This is a genomic window from Roseimicrobium gellanilyticum, assembly GCF_003315205.1.
Taxonomy (GTDB): domain Bacteria; phylum Verrucomicrobiota; class Verrucomicrobiia; order Verrucomicrobiales; family Verrucomicrobiaceae; genus Roseimicrobium; species Roseimicrobium gellanilyticum.
On sequence record NZ_QNRR01000002.1, the window covers coordinates 112,405 to 131,591 of the forward strand.

Annotated in this window: 15 protein-coding genes; 7 read left to right on the top strand and 8 right to left on the bottom strand. The window is 60.0% G+C overall.

From position 1 onward, the window contains the following. Positions 1-109 precede the first annotated feature (109 nt). A complete protein-coding gene (locus DES53_RS05765) occupies positions 110-1,765 on the top strand; it encodes a Do family serine endopeptidase (protein ID WP_113957289.1) in 1,656 nt (551 codons plus the stop codon). A gap of 840 nt (positions 1,766-2,605) precedes the next feature. After that, the gene (locus DES53_RS05770; protein WP_113957290.1) at positions 2,606-3,556 is read left to right on the top strand and encodes a metal ABC transporter substrate-binding protein; all 951 of its coding nucleotides are present in this window, start codon (positions 2,606-2,608) and stop codon (positions 3,554-3,556) included. Positions 3,557-3,999: 443 nt separating this feature from the next. Here the strand turns inward: DES53_RS05770 and DES53_RS05775 are convergent, their stop codons facing one another. Further along, the gene (locus tag DES53_RS05775; protein ID WP_113957291.1) at positions 4,000-5,331 is read right to left on the bottom strand and encodes a response regulator; all 1,332 of its coding nucleotides are present in this window, start codon (positions 5,329-5,331) and stop codon (positions 4,000-4,002) included. 192 nt (positions 5,332-5,523) lie between these two features. On the opposite strand from DES53_RS05775, the gene DES53_RS05780 reads away from it, so the two are divergent. The 4 genes from DES53_RS05780 to DES53_RS05795 all read left to right on the top strand — a co-directional run bounded on the left by DES53_RS05780 (position 5,524) and on the right by DES53_RS05795 (position 8,702). Next, positions 5,524-6,747 (top strand): M20/M25/M40 family metallo-hydrolase, encoded by a 1,224-nt coding sequence (locus DES53_RS05780; protein WP_113957292.1) that lies wholly within the window; start codon positions 5,524-5,526, stop codon positions 6,745-6,747. 71 nt (positions 6,748-6,818) lie between these two features. Further along, positions 6,819-7,043 (top strand): hypothetical protein, encoded by a 225-nt coding sequence (locus DES53_RS05785; protein ID WP_113957293.1) that lies wholly within the window; start codon positions 6,819-6,821, stop codon positions 7,041-7,043. Positions 7,044-7,175: 132 nt separating this feature from the next. Further along, entirely contained in the window at positions 7,176-7,676 is a 501-nt protein-coding gene (locus tag DES53_RS05790; RefSeq protein ID WP_113957294.1) for a hypothetical protein, read from the top strand. A gap of 75 nt (positions 7,677-7,751) precedes the next feature. Then, positions 7,752-8,702 (top strand): NAD(P)-dependent oxidoreductase, encoded by a 951-nt coding sequence (locus DES53_RS05795; RefSeq protein ID WP_211325458.1) that lies wholly within the window; start codon positions 7,752-7,754, stop codon positions 8,700-8,702. A 391-nt stretch (positions 8,703-9,093) separates the two neighbouring features. Here the strand turns inward: DES53_RS05795 and DES53_RS05800 are convergent, their stop codons facing one another. The 7 genes from DES53_RS05800 to hemW all read right to left on the bottom strand — a co-directional run bounded on the left by DES53_RS05800 (position 9,094) and on the right by hemW (position 17,899). Next, positions 9,094-10,353 carry a dipeptidase gene (locus DES53_RS05800; RefSeq protein ID WP_113957295.1) on the bottom strand — a complete coding sequence of 420 codons (1,260 nt, stop codon included), beginning with the start codon at positions 10,351-10,353 and terminating at the stop codon, positions 9,094-9,096. Positions 10,354-10,411: 58 nt separating this feature from the next. Further along, positions 10,412-12,058 (bottom strand): amidohydrolase family protein, encoded by a 1,647-nt coding sequence (locus DES53_RS05805; RefSeq protein ID WP_113957296.1) that lies wholly within the window; start codon positions 12,056-12,058, stop codon positions 10,412-10,414. A 143-nt stretch (positions 12,059-12,201) separates the two neighbouring features. After that, positions 12,202-13,458, bottom strand: coding sequence for a dipeptidase (locus DES53_RS05810; protein WP_113957297.1), 1,257 nt, complete (start codon positions 13,456-13,458; stop codon positions 12,202-12,204). A gap of 106 nt (positions 13,459-13,564) precedes the next feature. Further along, positions 13,565-14,827 (bottom strand): beta-ketoacyl-[acyl-carrier-protein] synthase family protein, encoded by a 1,263-nt coding sequence (locus DES53_RS05815; RefSeq protein ID WP_281270133.1) that lies wholly within the window; start codon positions 14,825-14,827, stop codon positions 13,565-13,567. Positions 14,828-14,831: 4 nt separating this feature from the next. Next, positions 14,832-15,365 carry a GtrA family protein gene (locus DES53_RS05820; protein WP_170156886.1) on the bottom strand — a complete coding sequence of 178 codons (534 nt, stop codon included), beginning with the start codon at positions 15,363-15,365 and terminating at the stop codon, positions 14,832-14,834. A gap of 230 nt (positions 15,366-15,595) precedes the next feature. Continuing rightward, complete coding sequence (locus DES53_RS05825; RefSeq protein WP_170156887.1) at positions 15,596-16,513, bottom strand: sugar phosphate isomerase/epimerase family protein; 918 nt, start codon at positions 16,511-16,513, stop codon at positions 15,596-15,598. A gap of 270 nt (positions 16,514-16,783) precedes the next feature. After that, a complete protein-coding gene (gene hemW / locus DES53_RS05830) occupies positions 16,784-17,899 on the bottom strand; it encodes a radical SAM family heme chaperone HemW (RefSeq protein WP_113957301.1) in 1,116 nt (371 codons plus the stop codon). A gap of 89 nt (positions 17,900-17,988) precedes the next feature. Between hemW and DES53_RS05835 the strand changes: the two genes are divergently transcribed. Beyond that, positions 17,989-19,008, top strand: a complete 1,020-nt coding sequence (locus tag DES53_RS05835; protein ID WP_113957302.1) for a phytoene/squalene synthase family protein — start codon at positions 17,989-17,991, stop codon at positions 19,006-19,008. Positions 19,009-19,187: the final 179 nt, after the last annotated feature.

The following is a 19,187-nucleotide window of genomic DNA, read 5'->3' on the forward strand; positions in this document are numbered from 1 at the left end:
ATACCCCGTCAAGAACGTTCAAATAAAAAATCACAAATAGGTTCAACAATTGGCATTCCTGCGTCGTCTCTATTGCACGGATTAGTATCAATACATCGCCAATACATCCATGAATAAGTCGAAATCCAAAACCCTTGCCATTGCCGGTATGGCCATGCTCGGTGCGGCGGCTCTTGTAGTCGCCCAAGAAGAGGCTGGAAAGCCTGCCGAAGTAAAACCGGCGCCCCAAGTGGTGCCCAAGCTGAAGCCTGCGGAGTTCCTCTCCCAGATCGGCCGTGACTCCGCTGAAGTCCGGAATGCCGGACAGGTGACCCTCAGCTATGCGGACGTGGTCGAGCGCACGCTGCCCACCGTCGTCAGCATCGGCACCTATACGACCAAGTCTCTCGCCGGTGGTGGCCGAATGGGCCCCAATATGGACGAAGATGACATCGAGCAGCTTCCGCCCATGTTCCGCGAGTTTTTCAAAGACTGGCTCGAGCGCCATGGTGAGGAAGGCGGCACTCCGGCCCCGCGTGGCAACAACCGCCGCGCTCCCCGTGCTCCTCAAGGACCCCGTCAGACCGGTCTCGGTTCCGGCGTGCTCCTTACCAGCGACGGCTACATCATGACGAACAATCACGTCGTGGAAAACGCTGACCAGTTGAAGGTGCGCATCGGCGGCCAGAACAAGGAGTACATCGCCAAGGTGATTGGCTCTGACCCTTCCACAGACATCGCTCTCATCAAGATCGATGGAAAGGACCTTCCCAAGGCCACCTTCGGTGACAGCGCCAAGCTGCGCGTGGGTGACGTGGTGCTTGCCATCGGTTCCCCGATGGGCCTCGACCAGTCGGTGACCCAGGGCATCATCAGCGCCCTTGGCCGCAGCGACGTGGGCATCATCCGCCACAAGCAGCAGTCCGGTTATGAAGACTTCATCCAGACGGATGCCGCCATCAATCCCGGCAACTCCGGTGGTCCGCTGGTGGATGGTCTCGGCCGCGTCATCGGCATCAACACCGCCATTGAAACCCGCAGCGGTATGTTCTCCGGCATCGGTCTTGCGATTCCGTCGAACATGGCCCTCTCCATCGTCACCGACCTGCTCGATGACGGCAAGGTGGACCGTGGTTTCCTCGGCGTCGTGATGTCTGACGTGGATCCCAGCATGGCCGATTTCTACGGCCTGAATGATTCCCGTGGTGTGACCGTGTCCGAAGTGGTGCCTGATTCCCCCGCGGAAAAGGCCGGCCTGCTCGGTGGTGACGTCATTGTGAGCGCCGACGGAGAAAAGGTCGAACAGCCCTCCAAGCTGCGCCTCATGATCAGCGGCAAGCATCCTGGTGAAGCTGTGAAGTTCGGTGTGATCCGCTTCAACGAAAAGACGAAGAAGCCGGAGAACCTGTCCCTCACCGCGACGCTTGAGAAGCTCGATGCCGACAAGTTTGCCAACGTGGGCCAGCGCCCCGGCGACAAGGGAGGCAGTGCTGACAAGAGCGGTTCCTTCCTCACTGGAGTGAAGATCGAAAACCTCACCAGCGAACTGCGGGATGAATACAGTCTTGATGAGAAAGTCGAAGGCGTGCTGGTCACCTCGGTGAAGGATGACAGTCCTGCCGCCAAGGTGGGACTCCAGCAGGGCGACGTCATTGTTCAGGTAAACCGCCAGAACGTGAAGTCGACTGCCGAAGCCCGCTCCCACCGTGGTGACGAAGACGGCGCCCCCGTGGTGCTGAAGATCCTTCGCGACGGCCAGACGAAGCATATTGTGATTCGCAGCTAACGCGCTGAGTTCATCTCCATCCTATTCAAAGCCGGGTCAGCAATGGCCCGGCTTTTTTGTGTGCAGTTGCCAAACGTAGCTCGCCAGTCCCTTGGCAGGATCTCGGGGACGTTTCAGTTAACCGCAAAGATGCGGAGAGGCAAAGGACGCAGAGGAGGAGAGGGGTTGGGTGCTGGGTATGCGGGGTGCTGAGGGGTGGGACGTTTCGTTGCAGAGGAGGCGGAGACGCGTAGAGAAATGGTGGGCAGGCTTGCTCAGATGGTCGCAAAGCAGCGAAAGCAGCAAAGGGGAAAAAGATGTGTGCTGGGGGAGGGCAGCGTTGCAGGGACGTTTCGGTTAACCGCAAAGACGCAAAAGGGGCAGAGGACGCAGAGGAGGAGAGGGGGGGAGTACTGGGTATGCCGGGTGGTGAGGCGTGGTACGTTTCGTTGCAGAGGAGGCAGAGACGCGCAGGACGCCTATCATCCCAATCTTTGTAGTTTTTTGCGTCTCTTTGTGGCTATCCCCTCAGTTGATGCCGCGGACGCGAAGTCAGGTCTTCTGACCACACAGCGTCCTATCAACTAAGAACTCAACCTCAGTCTCCGAAGTTCTTCTGAGTCTCCGTGTTTGATTCGTCCTGCCGTCCTCACCCTTTGGGCTGCTTCGCAGTCGTCTCGCTCCGCTCGGCGCTGTGTTGAATCCCATGCAGATGACCACATCCACCTCTCCCATTCCCAACCCCTGCACTTGATTGCAGATGTTCGAATAGATCCCCAATTGCACCTAAATGTATTGCCACCACCTACAAGATCCCACCCTCACTTGCGCGTACTCCATCATCACGATAGCATCCGCACCATGAAGCCTTCCTCCTTTCTCTTGCTTCCGCTTGCCATCACAGCCGTGGCGCTCACGATTGGGTGCAAACCGACGCCTCCGGGAAAGGATGACGAGTCCAAGCCAAAAACGCAGACCTCTGTTTCAGGTCTGATCCAAATCCAGGCGGCGAACTACCCGCTGGCCTACTTCGCGGATCGCATCGGTGGTCCGGAGGTGAAGGTGCATTTCCTCGCTCCCGCAGATGAGGATCCCGCCTTCTGGCAACCTACCGAGGCAGACATCGCGGCGCTGCAAAAAGCAGACCTGATCGTGCTCAACGGCGCTACCTACTCCAAGTGGCTGGACAAAGTGACGCTTCCCGAATCCAAGACACTCGACACCTCCGCGGGCTTCAAGAGCAACTACATCGAGGTGAAGGAAGCCACCACCCACAGCCATGGGAAGACCGGTGAACATTCGCATGCCGGCATTGCATTCACCACCTGGATCGATTTTAAACAGGCGCTGAAACAGGCCGATGCCATCCGTGAAGAACTCCAGCGCATCCGTCCGGAGCAGATCGAACTCTTCGCGCTGAACTACGATCTCTTGAAAAAAGAAATCGAAGCCCTCGATGCCGAGATGGAAACCATCGCGAAGAAAATTGGCTCGCAGCCGCTGGTCGCCTCGCACCCGGTGTACCAATACTGGGCGCGCCGCTATGCACTCAATCTGCAAGCCGTGCATTGGGAACCCGAGACCGTGCCGGACGATGCTGCCATGGCCGACCTGCAAAAGATCCTCACCACTCATCCCGCCAAGTGGATGATCTGGGAAGGCGAACCCGCCAAGGAATCCGTGGAAAAGCTCAAGGCCATCGGCGTGCAGAGTGTGGTTTTCGACCCGTGCGGCAACAAACCCGAATCCGGCAACTGGCTCGACGTGATGAAGGCCAACCTCGCCGAGATGAAGAAGGTGGCAGGGGAGTAGGGAGAGGTTGATGGTCCTTGGTTGATAGTTGATAGCCTGAGGGAGTGCAGTTGAGAGCTAAGGGTTGAGAGTCAGAGGAATTCTCAGTCTCCGAAGTTCCTCTGCGTCTCTGTGTTTGATTCGTCCTGCCGTCCTCACCCTTCGGGCTGCTTCGCAGTCGTCTCGCTCCGCTCGGCGCTGTGTTGAATCCAATGCAGCCCGCTCCTCCATGCAGATCCGAACCAACCCCTGCGCGTAAACAACGCTTCGCCCCCTACCCAGAATCCATCATACCCCAACAAAGTAGCTACGGCTTCAGCCGTACAGTGCGCGCGAATGCACGGCCAAATCCCCAACTGCCTTGCACGCAACAAGGTAGCTACAGCCTCAGCCGGTTCATTCACGCATGAGAACGTACGGCTAAAGCCGTGGCTACTTTGGATGCGGATGCTCCTCAGTGGCGCCTACACAAAATCCATCATCCCATCATACCCGTGCATCACGGGTACGAAGTGCCCCAGGTCCGCAAGAATCTGCCACGTAAGGCTGAGCTTCGTGTGCAGCGTGGCATCGTCATGGTTGGGATCGTGATGCAGCACGATCCACTTGGCCACCCCGGTAAGGCGCGCCAGAGCGCAGGCGCTGGCCAGATTGGAGTGTCCCCAGCCGATGCGCTTGGGATATTCATCCGGCCGGTACTGCGCCTCGTGCATGAGGACATCCACTTCGTGCAGGAAGGTCAGGAGCGGCTCGTGCGGGGCGACCATGGCGCTGCTGCGCGCGATGTCCGCGGGATTGCCCAGATAGCCCTGTAGGAACTCGTTGTCCGGCACATAAGCGATCTTCTTTTTGTTGTGCTCAATCTTGAAGGCCACGGTGGCACCCGGGTGGTGCGTGAATTCACGCGTGATCCTCGCTCCGTTGATCTCGATGGGATTGTCATCGAGGAAGACGAAGTTGATCTTTGCCTTCAGATCTTCGCGCTCCACGGGGAAGTAATCCCGGTCGAGCTGTCCGCAGAGAAGCGCCTCAATATTTTTCCCGAAGCCGCGTTCGCCATACACCGTGATTTCGTATCCTGGCACATAGATGGGCAGGAAGAAGGGGAACCCCTGGATGTGATCCCAGTGCGTGTGTGTGATGAAAAGATGGATGTGGCGTGGGCCACCCGGGAGCAGCGAGAGCCCGGCCTCGCGAAGACCGGAGCCGGCGTCAAAGAGCAGGCGCTCGTTTCCGAAGGCATATTCCATGCAGGAGGTGTTGCCGCCATGCTGCGCGTAGCGCGGACCTGAGACGGGAATGGAACCGCGCGTGCCCCAAAGGCGGATGTGCGGACGGCTGGTATCCAGAACAGGGGAGTAGTGCGGCCCTGTTTGCGGTGGGGTGCCCAAGGCCTCACCCTCGGGTCCGTCCCATTTTCCGCTGAAGTAGGCGTCCACCTTCCGGCCCAGCAGTTCCGGGTCGAAGGGTTTGATGATCACATCCAGCACTCCATGAGCACGCACCTGTTTCAGCTCGGTGGAGAAGTCCTTTGCGGTGCTGATGATGATGGGCAGCGCGGCCGTGTCCGGCATGGCGCGCAGGGTACGGAGCACCTCCATGCCATTGACCTTGGGCATCATCAGGTCCAGCACCAGCAGGTCCGGCTGGAATCGGGTCACGCGGTTGAGGCAGGCTTCACCGTCCTGGACACTCTCCACTTCATAACCACGGCTTTGCAGCGTGTGGGCCAGGCGGAGCGAGATGGCACGGACATCCTCTGCGATGAGGATGCGTTTGCGAGGGGTTTCGTTCATGCGTGATGGATGTCGTCAAGGCACCGGCCCAAGGGGAGAACGGCAGGCACCTCGGTGCGAAACTTAATCCTCGCGTCACGCTGTGGCAAGCAATCAGCGTTATAGGTCGTTTCTACTGAGGCGTTTCGCAGGCTGCACTTTCGCGTTGACCTTCCGCGCAGGTGCGCCGTCTTTAACAGACCAACAAGCCCCATGGTCGACGACCTTCTTCCGCGTCTCAAGGACTCCCTGTCCAGACGTCTGCCGGACGCCATGTACTGGCTGGAGCGTATGGTGAAGGTGAACAGCTTCACTTCACACCCGGCGGGTGTGAATCAGGTGGGCGCGCTTACCACCGTGTGTTTCGCCGACCTTGGATTTCGTGCGGAGAGCGTGCCTTCCACCGATGCTACCTATGGGGCCCATCTGTTCCTGTGCCGCGGAGAGACCGCCAAGCGCAAGATTCTTCTCGTGACGCATCTCGATACCGTCTTCCCGGCGGAGGAGGAGCAGCGCAATCACTTCCACTGGCAGGAGGCACCCGGAGAGGAACGCATCTATGGCCCGGGCACAGTGGATATCAAAGGTGGCACAGTACTCATCTGGCTGGTGCTCCAGGCTCTGCGGGAGTGTGCTCCGGAGATTTTTGAAAACACCCAGTGGCTCGTCGCGGCGAATGCCAGTGAGGAAGTGCTGAGCAGCGACTTCGCCCAACGTACGGCGGAGCGCTGCCAGGAGGGCGTGGATGCCGTGCTCGTGTTCGAAGGTGGCCCCCGGGATGGTGCGGAGTGGCACCTCGTCACTTCTCGAAAGGGTCGTGCCGAGTACCGCATTTGTGCCGAGGGAAATGCCGCGCACGCCGGGAGCTCGCACGCGAATGGCGTCAACGCCATTGTGGGCATCTGCGACGCCGTGCGCAAAGCCGCCGCTCTGACCAACTACGCCGCCGATCTCACCGTGAACGTGGGTTCTATTTCTGGCGGCACCGTGACCAATCGTGTGCCGCATGAGGCTGCGGCGGAGCTGGAAATGCGTGCCTATGAACCGGACATTTTGCGCCGGGCCGGAGAAGCAGTGGAGGCGCTGGCCTCGAAGACGGAGAATGGCACCAAGATCACCATCCAATGTCTGGGCACCACCCCTGCCTGGCCGAATGACGCTGCCACACAGGGGCTGTTTGCGAAGTGGGAGGCGGCGGCGGACCTTCTCGGCATGCCCATGAAGTCGGTACCTCGTGGCGGTCTCAGCGATGCCAACTATCTCTGCCACCTAGGTCCCACCTTGGATGGCCTCGGCCCCAGCGGCGGAAATGCCCACTGCTCCGAGCGCTCCACCGATGGCACGAAGGTGCCGGAATATGTGGATGTGCCCTCGTTCATCCCCAAGGCCATGCTCACAGCCCTGGCGCTGGTGCGGATGCTGGAGGAAAAGGCCTGAGGAGACCCTTTTGGGACCCTGAACCTTCGCCTTGCACGGTCCTCACTCCTCGCTACGGTCACCACTCCCACATGAAGACCCGTATCGCCGCCGCAATTTTTGCCGTAGCCGCCCTGCTTACCCCTGCCTGCGAACAGCACAGCTGGAAGGAAACCAGCGAACTTTTCAAGGAGCACGGCCACGGCCACGCTGAAGGCGACCACGGCAAGGAACACGGTGACGCCCACGGTTCGGAAAAGAAGGCGGACAGCCACGGTGCTGAAGCCGCGCACGGCGAGAAGAAGGCAGCGCACTAAGGTGCTGTTTCTCTGAGCCGGGCGATTGCCTGCCCAAGCCCTGGGAGCGCTGGCCTCTGGCCGGCGTAGGGTCTGCTGTCGATTTCCCGTCCGTAACTGGACACTGCGGTCGCGAGGCGTTATCAAGAGGACATGCGCGGTTCCCTTGGTCCCCTGACCCTGCTTTCGACGCTGGTTCTCTTTGTGCTCCCATTCGTGGAGTTCTCCTGCCAGGGCAAGTCTGTGATGACCCTCAGCGGTTATGACACCGCCTTTGGCCGCGAAGTGAAGGCTGAACTTCCCATCGGCAAATGGCTTGAGGAGCAGGAAGGAAGACGGGGTAGGGACAGAGACCGCGAAGGTGGCTTCAACCTGACCATTCAGAACAAGGAGCGCACGGAGCCCAACAAGACTGTGGCTGCAGCGCTCATTTGCGCGGTACTTGGTGGGGTGGCGGCCTTTGTATTTCGGCTCGCGGGTGTTGCTGGCGGTGCCGGTGCCGTGGTGCTGCTCCTGTATGCACAGAATCAAATGCAGAAGGACATGCAGCAAGCGCCTCCGCTGGTGGCCATGACCTTTGAGTATGGCTTCTGGCTGTCCCTCATCGCGGCGGCGGTAGGAGCGGTGCTGTGCCTGACGAGTGGCAAAAAGTAGCCATCACCTTTTCTGATGGGACACATCAGAGAAACGCATTTCACAACCGCGGGAGGATGCGTTTACGCATTTCCCATGGAAACGGAAAGCACGCTGACGGCGATGGATGCCTTCGAGGGCATCTCTTCGCACGAGACAACGAGCACCCAACGCACTCCGCTTGGATTCATCGGCACAGGGACCATGGGCGAGCCGATGGCGATGAATCTTGTGAAGGCGGGCACACCGATGATTGTGTGGAACCGCTCCCGGGAGAAGACGAACACACTCGCCAGCGCGGGCGCCACTGTGGCCGCAGACTGTGACGAGGTGTTTGTCCGGTGCTGCACCATCTTACTCATGGTGGGAACTCCGGAGGCCATCGATGCCATCGTGAAACGTGGACATTCAGAGTTCGCCGCCCGTGTGCGAGGACATGCCATCGTCATTCTGGGAACGCCCCCGCCGGAGTATTCGCAGGCGCTTGAAGGTGACATCCGCGCGGCTGGTGGTTGTTATGTGGAGGCCCCGGTTTCCGGATCTCGCGCTCCGGCGGAAGCAGGAAGGTTGGTGGGCATGCTGGCAGGGGAACCTGAGGCAGTGGAGCGCATCCGCCCGCTGCTGTCACCCATGTGCCACACCACCTTCCACTGTGGCGATGTGCCGGGCGCTCTGCACATGAAGCTGGCGATCAATCTCTACATGATTGCCGTGGTGACGGGCTTGGTGGAATCCATGCACTTCGCCGAGCGTCATGGCGTGGACTTGAAGCAGTTCATGGCCATTCTGGATGCGGGGCCCATGGCGAGTCCCTTGTCCCGCATCAAGGCTCCGAAGCTCGCGTCACGCGATTTCTCTGTGCAGGCCGCCGCCAGTGTGGTGTTGGAAAATACCCACCTCATCACGGAGGCTGCGAGGAAGGCGCATGCATCCACGCCGCTCTTTGATGCTGCACATGAGCTCTTGATAGAGACGGTAGAGCTGGGATTCGGCGGGGAAGATTTGGTGGCGATGCTTTGTGCGCTGGAGATGCGCTTGGGTGGTTAGTATGGTGTCACGCACATTCTTCAGAATCTCAGGCCTTCACCGATGGTGATGCACCGTATTCTTCAGCCGGCACCCACTGCACTTTACGCCGAAGGCGTTGTACATTGTGCAGCCCAAGGTCAGCTTGCGAAGCAAGCGCCACCTTGGGGGAGTGAGAACGAATTTGAACGCCCGAAGGTGTTCTACACACCGGTCGTAAGGCGAGATGACATGACTAGCAGCATACCACCTTTGTGGAACACCTTCGGCGTTCATGAATACTCGGAATGACCCAGGGTGGCGTCCGCTTCGCGGCCTTACCCTGGGCTGGGAATGTGCAACGCTTTCAGCGTAGAAGCAGGCATGGCCTGTATCTTAGTTCCCTGGAAACTTCATGACTCCACACTGCCAGTCACTCCTCCGGCAGATGCTCCAGGAAAAAGCGGATTGTATTCCCACCCATCACGTCACGCAGCGTGCCTTCTGGAAGACCACGCAGTTCCTCGGTGAGCATGCACCAGTTGTTCGCGGCAAAGGCGGCTTCCACGGCGCCGTCCATGTCTGAGCCGAGCACCACATGCTTCGAGCCGATGCCGGGATCCTTGATGCAGCGGTGGATCATCCGGGCGACATTCTCTGGCTCAGCATCGCCCACGGCCTCGGGCCACAATCCCACTCCGATGATGCCTCCGCGTTGTGCAATCTGGCGGGCCTGCTTGCGAGAAAGAAGCCGCGTTTCTTGCTGCTCGCCCACCAGCGGACGGAAGTCGATACCTGTATGTGAAACCAACAGCGGCATGTTTGGGTAGTGTTTCAGCACGTCTGCAACGGTCGCATTGGAGGCATGTGCCAAGTCACAGATGAAGTGCTGCCGCTCCATTTCGCGGAACAGGCGATGTCCCAGCGGGGTCAATCCGTCACGCTCGGAGCCCTCTGACCCACCGCCGATTTCGTTGTCAAAATTATGTGTCGGTGCCAGCACGCGGAAGCCGGCATCTCGAAACTCCTTCACGCGCGCGGCGATTTGCTCATCCGTATCGGTGTCTTTCAACTGCAGGGCGTGGCATCCCTCCAACCCGAGCACGCTGGCGACGGGTTGATTCTGCGGATCGATTGGCACCCATCCCAGTGAAGTCTTCCTGTAGTGCTGATCCAGGAATCGTTGCAGGTCTCCCTTCGTGCGGATTGGTACCAGGGCTTTGCCATTCCCATTGATGCGCCACTTCTTCGCCTGATAGAGACCGTGCTTTCGTGAGTTCGCCCAAGTGCTCGGAGGCCAGCCTTGGAAGCTTGCCAGTACCCATTGTGCATTCGGCAGGATCCAGCCACCATTCAAGTGTTCGCTGTAGGGTTTTGGCGTGATGGTCGCGACCGTCAGCATCTGGAATCCCACATTGCCCTCGCGCCAACGGGGGACATCGGCATGGCCGTAGTCATGGCGTTTCTGGATTCCTTTCTTTCCCCCGCGATCCAGCATCAAGGTATCCGCGTGAAGGTCCGCGAGCATCAGGGTGCGATGCAGTTCCTTCGTGGATTCACGCACCCCGGTGGCCTCCTTGTGCCGCACTGGGTTCAATTCCTCGTCCGCTTCTTTTACGAGAACACAACCCGATTGCAGGAAAGGGAGCGTCAGGGCGAGAAGCGGGGCGGCGAGGAGGCTGGCGTAGCGCATTTATCCATGATATCGAAAAGCGCCTGCGTTCTGGATGGCTTGGAATTGCGTCTCGCGTTCATGCTGTCCGTATGGGAACTGCGGAAGACGGGGGTACTTCATGGGGCACCCTGCTTCGCCAGCGAGGCTGTGGGATGCCGCGATTTTCGAGGAAGGTGTCAATGCGGTCGAGCACTCTGGAGTCGCGCAGGCCGAGGTAGTCAGCGGCATTCCGGCCAAAGATGTTGGCGACCATGTCCTGAGGGATCTGGTTCTTTTCCAGGGCGTGGTACCACCGTTTGAGGTAGGTGGGGCCGATGCCTTTTCCCTTTCTGCTCAGGATGTCCGCACCGGTGAGCATGTACCAGTCACTGCCGTACATCATCCGGGCGGCGATGTAGGGGGATTCACTGCGCCATTGCTCGATGCGTCTCTCCAGCAAGGCGGCGAACCGCGAGCAGCGCACCTCGGTAAAACATGAAAAATCAGAGAATACACGATGCTCCGCCACCCCCATCATCTCGACACTTTCGTCGGTCCAGCTTTCCAGCGCATGACCGCCGAAATGCGCGAGGTTGATCGTGAGCCCCTCGAATTGGTTCATGACAGGCTTCCACCGGAGTGGTGCGGCGCGCATTTCGAAAAGCTCGGATGTGCCATGGCTTGAATTGGTGTGTGCCATGATCGGCGCACTGTGGAGTCCGAGGCATTCCGTATAGAGCTGTGCCATGGCTGCATCCAACTCGGCGCCTGAAGGCGGCGAGTCATGGCCGGGAGGGAACCTGCTGAGAGAGGCATTGTCCCACGGCTGGTAACCCATCACGGGATAGAGCTTCACGCCGAGGTGACCACCACGCGAGATCGCCCTCTTTACGATACCGAGAGGGGTTTGGTTCGCGGCCACTCCGGAGGCGACCGCTCTGGCTTGGTGTCGGGGGCAGTACCCCACAAAGCCAAGGACCCTGCCGCCACTGTAAACGCTGATTTCCTCCATGATCTGCACTTGCAGATCCATGGGCGTGGAAGGGATGCCCCAGCGGTCGGCCGCGAGCCAGGAGTCCACGTCCAGCATGGCTGGGGTGAAGAGGTCCACCTCAGGATAAGTCTGCATGAGGTTGTGGGCATTCACCCAGCGTCGGAAGCTGTAGGCCTTCAGAGGATGGTGCCGATCGGCACTCTGGTAGGCGCGGAGCGCTTCCTTGCGGACGGCTTCCGTCTCCAGGGTGGATTCCGGCATACGTGAGATTCTCGCGGCCTCCAGTGTGCGCTGCATGTCCCGCCTGGTCGCTGTCTCGAGAGCGGCGCCCACATTGCTTTCAGCTTCGCGCATGGCATCTTCGGCGAGCTGTGCTTGGGCCCGCAGGGGAGCTGCACTGCGGCTCCGCGATTCCATGCGCATGGCACCACGGCGGTTCATTTCCGTCAGTTCATCCAGCTCGGCCTCACCGGTCCAGGCTTTTTCCCGGATCGTTTGTGCCAGAAAGTGGAGGACGGGGCCACCCACCTTGTAGGGAAGGTAGTATTCTGAACCCGGCTTGCCCCTTTCCGAATCCATGTAGGCGGCAATGTTGAGATCACGGCCATTGAATACATGACAATGAGGATCGATGATGAGCATGCCATCAGGGAGATGCACGTCTGAGTCTACAAAGGTTCGATCCAGGGAGCAGCATCCGGACAGAAGCGACAGCGGAGCAAGGCGGAGGAACTGGCGTCGTGTGTTCATGGTCTTGGTGCCGGGTTGGTGTGTGCTATGGTGATATAGAGGAAAGGTTGGGCCGGCAATGAAAAAGTTTTACCATGCCATATTGGTGACATGGTCCGCCTTCGCTGTGCACGGAGGCGCAGATGCGGGCCGGCGGCGCCCTCTCAGGGTAGGTGCTTTTGGAAAAAACGAATCACATTGCCACCCATGACATCCCGCAGGGTGCCTTCAGGCAGGTCGCGCAGTTCCTCCGTGAGCATGCACCAGTTGTTTGCCGCAAAGGCGGCCAGTACGGAACCGTCCATGTCTGACCCGAGGGCAACGTGCTGCGGCCCAATGCACGGATCCGCGAGGCAGCGCTTGATCATCTGCGCCGCCAGTTCGGGTTCGGCCTCGCCCAGAACCTCGGGCCACAAGCCAATGCCGATGATGCCACCCCGTTTTGCGATGGCCCGCGCCTGGTCTACCGAGAGCAACCGTGAAGCCGCTTCATCCCCCTTGCAGGCATCAAACGCGATGCCGCCGTGGCTGACCATGACGGGAAGGTCCGGATACGTCTCGAGTACTTCCGAGATGGTCCTGCTGGATGCATGGGCCAGATCACAGATCATTTGCTGCCGCTCCATCTCGCGCAGGAGACGATGGCCCAAGGGTGTGACGCCGCAGCGTCGTGAGCCTTCGGAGGCACCCGCCAGTTCGTTGTCGAAACGATGGGTGAGGGCCAGCATGCGGAATCCCGCATCCCTGAACTCTTTCACGCGGGTCGCGATCTGGGTATCAGAATCAAGGTAGTGGAGTCGCAGAGCGTGGCTCCCCTCCAGGCCAAGGACGGTAGCCACGGGTTGGGTGCTGGGTGACTTGGGAATCCAGCCTGCACGAGTGTTGCGGTAGTTCGCGGACAGAAACGCGGCCAGATCCTCCCGGGTGCGGATGGCGGTGAGGGCCTGACCGTCGGCATTGACCCTCCACTTGTATGCCTGATGGAGGGCATGCTGACGGGAGTTCCACCAAGTGCGTGGCGGCCATCCCTGAAGAGGGGCCAGGACCCACTGGGCATTTGGGAGAATCCAGCCGCCATTCAGTGGCTCGCTGTAGGGCACGGGGGTGACCGTGGCAACGGTGAGAACCTGGAGCCCCACGTTTCCCTCACGCCAGCGGGGGACATCAGCGTGGCCATAGCGGTGCCGTTGCTGGATGCCCTTCATTCCGCCGCGATCCAGCATCAGGGTGTCCGCATGCAAGTCCGCGACCAGGAGGGTGCGGTGGAGTTTCAGCGTGGACGGGCGGACGCCGGTGGCCTCCCGATGTTTTGTAGGGTTTAGCGCCACGGCGTCGAGCAGTTCCACCACCGCGCAGCCGGACAGCAGAAGCGAGGTGAGTACGGCGAGCAGAACTGCACGAAGACCTGGGTAGTGGAGCATGAGCGGAGGAGGGAAGGTGCCCGCTCATGGTTCGATGTCGCGTTTCTCTGTCAAATAAAATATGGAGAAACAAGGGCTTTTCGGATCGCACTGAGTGTGCGTCCCGCTAAAGGCGTCGCAGTACAAGGCAGGCATCCACTCCGCCGAAACCAAATGAATTGGTGAGCACCGTATCGATCTTCGCGGCACGTCCATGGTTCGGCACGTAGTCGAGCGGCGCGCAATTGGTCTCTTCGAAATGGAGCGTGGGTGGCAGCCACCCATGCTCCATGGCCAGGAGACAGATGGCGAACTCCATGGCGCCAGCGGCACCGAGAGCATGACCGGTGTAGGCTTTCGTGCCGGAGACTGGTGGTGCGTCCTTGCCGAAGACAGCCGCGATCTGCGCGGCTTCGTTCACATCATTTTGCGGCGTGCTGCTGGCGTGCGCATTTACGTAGTGCACGTCCTGCGGTTGTACACCGGCATCGTCCAGTGCCATCCGCATGACTCGGCGCAGAGGCTCGCCATCGGGGCGGGGGATGGTCATGTGATGGGCTTCACTTACCAGACTGTAGCCGGCAAGCTCGGCATAGATGCGAGCCCCGCGGGCCTGGGCATGCGCCAGACTTTCCACCACGAAGGTGGCTGCGCCTTCACCCATCACGAATCCATCGCGTGAACGATCAAAAGGCCGGCATGAATGGCTGGAGGGTTCCCCCTGCCAGCGGCTCATGGTGTGCACGAGGTCAAAGGCGGTGTACGTCAGCGGGCTCAGTGGTGACTCAGAGGCACCGGAGATGACCACATCAGCCAGACCCTCGCGAATGAGGCGCAGAGCTTCTCCCAGGGCCACGTTGCCACTGGCACAGCTGTTCGAATGCGTGGTGGAGGGACCTTGCAATCCATAGTGGATGCCGATGTTGCTGTGCGTGGAGCCGCCGTAGATCTGCAGCGCCAGCGCACGCGGCACGGTCTTTACTCCCTCATCGAGAAACTTGGCGTGATGCGCCTCCGCATCGGCTATGCCTCCCAAGGCGCTGCCAAAGCTCACGCCGATGCGCGGATGCAGATGGCCGTGCTCCAGTGAGAGACCTGCATCCTCCAGGGCAAGCTGCGTGCTCACCATGGCGAATTGTGTGCAGCGATCCCAGCGCTTTGTGAGATGCGTGGGAAACCAATGGTCTACGTCGAAGTCCGGCACTTCGGCGGCACATTGGGCCTTGGTGCCGGTCGCTTCGAACCGCGTGAGCCTGCCAATGCCGCTCTGCTCCGCCTGCAGGCCTGCCCACAGGCCAGCTTTTCCGGTGCCGACCGCCGTGACCGGTCCCATGCCGGTGATCACAGCGCGGCGCGACGGAGATTTCTGTGCAGATGTGTTTGCCGGCACGGACTCAGCCTTTGAATACGAAAAACTTCCGCGCCACGAAATTGATGAATGCAGCGACGACGGCGTTGGTGAAGATGGCCACATTCGTGGGAATGCCAAACCGGTGGATCAACCAGGGACCCGCGATCTGGCTGATCACGAAGCAGGCAAAATTGACGAGCGTGAAGTAGAAAAACTCGATCCAGGGATGGTGCCGGCCCCGCTTGAAGACCAGCAGCACGTTCATGTAGTACACGAAGACGTTGGTCGTGAAGAAAGCGATGGTGTTGTTGTAGAGCAGGTGCTTCGCGCGCAGTTCATCCGTGATCAAGGTGCCGTTCACGATCATACCCTCGTAGGCGGGGATGACGTACTTGGAGAGGAGCACCACCTGGGCCACGGACACCACGGTGGCCATCACGCCGCAAAACCCATAGACGGAGAACTGCACCAACCAGGGGACATCCTGCTTCCGGATGCGTGCCCACATCTCTTTGGGACTGTTCAGCCAGAAAAAGTCAAAGAAGTCCCGGATGGCGGAGCCAAGAGATGAAATCATGTGGGGGAGAAATGCTCGAATGGGGCGGGCAAGGGAGCAGTACTTGGCGAAAAAGCAACGGGCAGACAGGACACATTGAAACGTGGCCACCGGAAGAACGTAGTCCGCGGAGCCTCCGCGGTCCGGAAGGTCCCCAGCCTCCATGACTTGGTCTGCCCCAGCGACCCTCCCCTCATGGGGTGTCGCCGCACGTCCGCTCCTGCCCGCCGAACGCTAGGCGGACTACTTTCTTACTCCCCAAACTTCTCCTTCCACTGCGCCAGACGCTCCCGCACATGGGACCGGCGCTGGGTGGGGCTCAGTTCCCATACAAGAGGTATCCCCTTGGGGATGAGCGGGATGAGCTTGTCAAAGTCCACGCCGCCCGTGCTGAGCGGTACCCGGTGGTCCTTGGCAGGCCAGTCGACATCGTGCACATGGCAACCGAGCAGTCGTGGGGCGATTTCCGAGAGGAACTCTGCATGGTCCAGCAGGCCCAGATTTGCCTGACGCTGCACATGCCCGAAGTCGTGCCAGAAGCCAATCCACGGGCTCTCGCGGTACTGGTCCACCAGTTGCAGCATCTCTTGGGCGGAGGGCACCTGCTCGAAATGGCTGCGTGTCTCGATGCCCAGCGCCACGCGGTACTGCTCACAAAGGGGCAGGAGCTGGTCGATGGCATGGCGGGCGCGGTCGAAGTAGACCTGCGCGTGTTTTGCCCGTCGCGCGACGAGTTCCAGCTTCACCTTCGTATACTCACGCGAGTAGATTTTCCCCTCGAGGGTGAGGGCCTCCAGCTTGTCGGTGAGCGGGCTGATGGGCACGCTGCCGAGGTGCAGCACCACGCGCTGCGCTCCGAGCCTCGCAGCCGTCTCCATGGTCTGCTCGGTGAGGTTCAGCGCGCGGACGCGTTCTTCTTCCTTGTTCGAAGTAAACTCAAACGCATCCGGCGCATCCATCATGACCTCCACCGGAGGCGGGCAGAAATTGTGCACGCTGGAGATCTTGATACCGCTCTCCGTCACCACCTGGATAATGCCCGGCAAATGCGAGACCTTCAGCCCGTGGCTCAGCTCGATGTACTTGAAGCCTAGTGACTTCGCTTCATGCGCGATGTGCTTTCCGTCTTCATGACGGTGACTGTTCCAGCAGGAGGAAAGGGAAAGCATGAATGGGGGACGGGGCTTTGGGGGAGTGGGAGTTACAGGATGCTCAGGGGAGGGGAGTGGGCAAGGATGGATGAGGGGAATGTTGGAAGAATGGAGTATTGGAATGGTGGAATGATGGATGGCGGTGGCCTGTAGCCTACGAAAAGGGAGCATTCCTCAGTCTCAGTCTCCGAAGTTCCTCTGCGTCTCCGCGTCTCTGTGTTGAATCCAATGCACGTGCCACCTCCCATCGGGTCCTGAACCAACCCCTGCACCTCGCCAACACTTCCCTCACGCATCCGGTATCAGCATCTCCGCAATCCGGTCCGACACCGCCTTGCCCTCCCGCGTGAGCCGCACCTTTCCATTTTCCACCACCAGCAATCCCTCGTTACGCAGCACCTCGAGTTCTCCCTTCTGCGAAGACACCACGCGCTCCTCAGCCATGCCTTCCACCAGCCGGAGTTCCAGCGCGATGCGCTCAATCAACCACGCGCGCTCGTCCAACTCCTCAGACTCCACCGCCGGCAGGCGACCTTCCTTCACGAGGCTGATGTAGCGTGTGGTGTCCGCTACATTCGTCCACCGCACTCGCTGATGCGTGCTGGCGGCGGAGGGGCCAAGCCCAAGGTAGTCCGCGCCACGCCAGTACGCCTGATTGTGAATCGAGCGCTTGCCCGGCTTCGCATAATTCGAGATTTCGTAGTGCTCAAACCCTGCCGCCCCCAGCAGGTCCATGGTAGAATGGAAGTGATCCGCATCGCGATCCACGTCCGTGTCCAGCATGCCGCTCTTCAGCTTGTTCAGGAACTCGGTGTCCTCCTCATACGTCAGGTTGTAGCACGAGACATGGTCGGATTGCAGCGCGATGGTCTGTCGCAACCCTTCCTCCCACACCGCCAGGCTCTGCCCTGGGATGGAAAACATGAGGTCCACATTCACCGCCGGGATTTCCGCGTGACGCAGGATGGCGTAGGTCTCTTGTGCCTCGTCCGGGGCGTGGTCGCGGCCCAGAAGTTTCAGCGTCGGCTCATCCCAGGCCTGCACGCCGAGGCTGATGCGGGTGACGCCAAGGTCGCGCAGCAGTCGCGCCTTGCTGGCGCCCACCGTCTTCGGATTCGCCTCCATGCCAAACTCCTCCAGCCCCGAGCAGTCCAGGCGCTCCCGCAGACCGGTCAGTAGCGTGGCGAGGTGAGTCTCACTCAGCGCCGTGGGCGTGCCCCCGCCGAAGTAAATGGTCTTGGGCCGAATCTCCAGCCTCTGCTGGTGCATCTCCAGCTCCCGCAGGACCGCCTGCACAAAGGCCCCCATGTCCGTGCCGCCCGGGGTGTGCTTGTAGAAGCTGCAATAGGGGCAGACGCGGTGGCAGAAAGGGATGTGCAGGTAAAGATGGTGGAGCGGCGACAAGGAGCGGATTTTGAGTTCTGAGTTGCGAGGGGAGGAAGATACGTCCAACCATGCCTCCAGACAGGAAATATTAATGGTGAAATGAAGTCATGACGGGCGAGGAACAACTCGGAGGAAAGCTGCTGGAAGGCGTCTCACGCTCCTTCTACCTGACTTTGAAGGCCCTGCCGCAGGGCCTGCGGGAGCCCATTTCCCTGGCCTACCTGCTGGCACGTGCTGCGGATACCCTGGCAGATACGCCAAGCATCGCGGAATCCATCAAGCAGGAGTGCCTCACGGAGTTTGACCGTTTGATCCAAGCGGACGTGCGAGATGACGCCGGGGAAGCGACCCTGTGCGAACGGCTTCGGCGCGAGTTTGTGCCCCTTCAAGAGGACGTCAGCGAAGCCCGCCTCCTGGAGCGATTGCCGGAGGCCTTCGAGGCATACCGGAAATCTCCGCCACGTCTGCGCGATGCCACGCGTGGTGTATTAGATCCTATTGTGAAGGGACAGCTCATGGACATCCAGCGCTTCCCCGTGGATGGCCAGCTCCGCTCCCTGACCACCGAGGATGAACTGGACGAATACACCTACCTCGTGGCCGGCTGCGTCGGTGGCTTCTGGACCAAGCTCTGTGCCTCCGAACTGGAAGGCGCCATCGATCCCAAGGTAGCCTTCGACGACATGCTCGTCTGGGGCATCCGCTACGGCAAAGGCCTCCAGCTCGTGAACATCCTGCGCGACATCGCCAAGGACATCCGCATGGGCCGCTGCTACTTTCCCTCTGAAGAACTCGCCGCCCACGGCCTTACCCTCGAGATGGTGCAAGCCGACCCCGCGAAGTTGGTGTCTGTGACTGCATCGTGGCGCACGCGTTGTCGCGAGCATCTGGAGTGCGGTCTGCAATATCTCGATGCGCTGCAGCACAAGCGTTTGAGATTTGCCACTGCGTTGCCGTTGCTCCTTGGGATACGAACACTTGCTTTGATCAATCAAGCGGATGGCGCTGCGCTGGTGCAGGGCGTGAAGGTATCGCGTGGAGAAGTGGCGAGGATTCTGGTGGAGGCAGGGCTTGCCAATTTCAAGCAGGGTGGTCTGCGCAAGATGGCGGAAAGGCTGGGCAAGTAGCTAGCGCGAAGGAGGGTCATGAGCCCGGCTCTGTCCTGCGAGTGAGGACGTGCATCTCGGGCGGGAAAAACTCTAAAATCGGCCAAGCGAACTATCGTTTTTGGGAAAGCCGTTTTTTGGTTGTTGCACACCTCGGGCGGATGCGAGGCAATCACAAGAAAGAAGTGATTCCCATTGGA

Excerpts from the sequence above, each read along its gene's own strand:
- DES53_RS05790 (WP_113957294.1), top strand. The coding sequence starts at position 7,176 with ATGCGCGGTTCCCTTGGTCCCCTGACCCTGCTTTCGACGCTGGTTCTC.
- DES53_RS05795 (WP_211325458.1), top strand. The coding sequence starts at position 7,752 with ATGGAAACGGAAAGCACGCTGACGGCGATGGATGCCTTCGAGGGCATC.
- DES53_RS05820 (WP_170156886.1), bottom strand. The coding sequence starts at position 15,365 with ATGATTTCATCTCTTGGCTCCGCCATCCGGGACTTCTTTGACTTTTTC.
- DES53_RS05775 (WP_113957291.1), bottom strand. The coding sequence starts at position 5,331 with ATGAACGAAACCCCTCGCAAACGCATCCTCATCGCAGAGGATGTCCGT.
- DES53_RS05810 (WP_113957297.1), bottom strand. The coding sequence starts at position 13,458 with ATGCTCCACTACCCAGGTCTTCGTGCAGTTCTGCTCGCCGTACTCACC.
- DES53_RS05805 (WP_113957296.1), bottom strand. The coding sequence starts at position 12,058 with ATGAACACACGACGCCAGTTCCTCCGCCTTGCTCCGCTGTCGCTTCTG.
- DES53_RS05770 (WP_113957290.1), top strand. The coding sequence starts at position 2,606 with ATGAAGCCTTCCTCCTTTCTCTTGCTTCCGCTTGCCATCACAGCCGTG.
- DES53_RS05800 (WP_113957295.1), bottom strand. The coding sequence starts at position 10,353 with ATGCGCTACGCCAGCCTCCTCGCCGCCCCGCTTCTCGCCCTGACGCTC.
- DES53_RS05835 (WP_113957302.1), top strand. The coding sequence starts at position 17,989 with ATGACGGGCGAGGAACAACTCGGAGGAAAGCTGCTGGAAGGCGTCTCA.
- DES53_RS05780 (WP_113957292.1), top strand. The coding sequence starts at position 5,524 with ATGGTCGACGACCTTCTTCCGCGTCTCAAGGACTCCCTGTCCAGACGT.
- DES53_RS05765 (WP_113957289.1), top strand. The coding sequence starts at position 110 with ATGAATAAGTCGAAATCCAAAACCCTTGCCATTGCCGGTATGGCCATG.
- DES53_RS05825 (WP_170156887.1), bottom strand. The coding sequence starts at position 16,513 with ATGCTTTCCCTTTCCTCCTGCTGGAACAGTCACCGTCATGAAGACGGA.
- DES53_RS05785 (WP_113957293.1), top strand. The coding sequence starts at position 6,819 with ATGAAGACCCGTATCGCCGCCGCAATTTTTGCCGTAGCCGCCCTGCTT.